Source organism: Alkalihalophilus lindianensis, from assembly GCF_032843265.1.
GTDB classification, from domain to species: domain Bacteria; phylum Bacillota; class Bacilli; order Bacillales; family Bacillaceae_D; genus Alkalihalophilus; species Alkalihalophilus lindianensis.
The window spans coordinates 1-232 of sequence record NZ_JAWJBA010001106.1; the positions used below are offsets into that span (position 1 = coordinate 1).

At 59.1% G+C, this 232-nt stretch carries 1 protein-coding gene; it reads left to right on the top strand.

Annotated elements, in window-relative coordinates; translation table 11 throughout:
• Positions 1-50: 50 nt before the first annotated feature.
• Positions 51-232 (top strand): P-II family nitrogen regulator (locus RYX56_RS26880; protein ID WP_500660737.1); only part of this gene is annotated, 182 nt, incomplete at its 3' end.

Genomic DNA, 232 nt, shown 5'->3' on the forward strand with positions numbered 1-232 from the left:
CACAAATTTGCAGCATCGTGCATCCCGCAATTCAGCCTCGGAGTAGACGTTTGATTCCGCTCGACTTTTCGGTCCGGGTCGACTTGGCACGGCGCTTGACTCCTACTGGGCCATACCAGCATGCGCCGTCCTGGCGCCAAGGGGGACACATGAAACTTGTGGTAGCCATCATCAAGCCGTCGCGGCTCGAGGAAGTGCGTCAGGCGCTGAACTCCCTCGACGTCCATGGCAT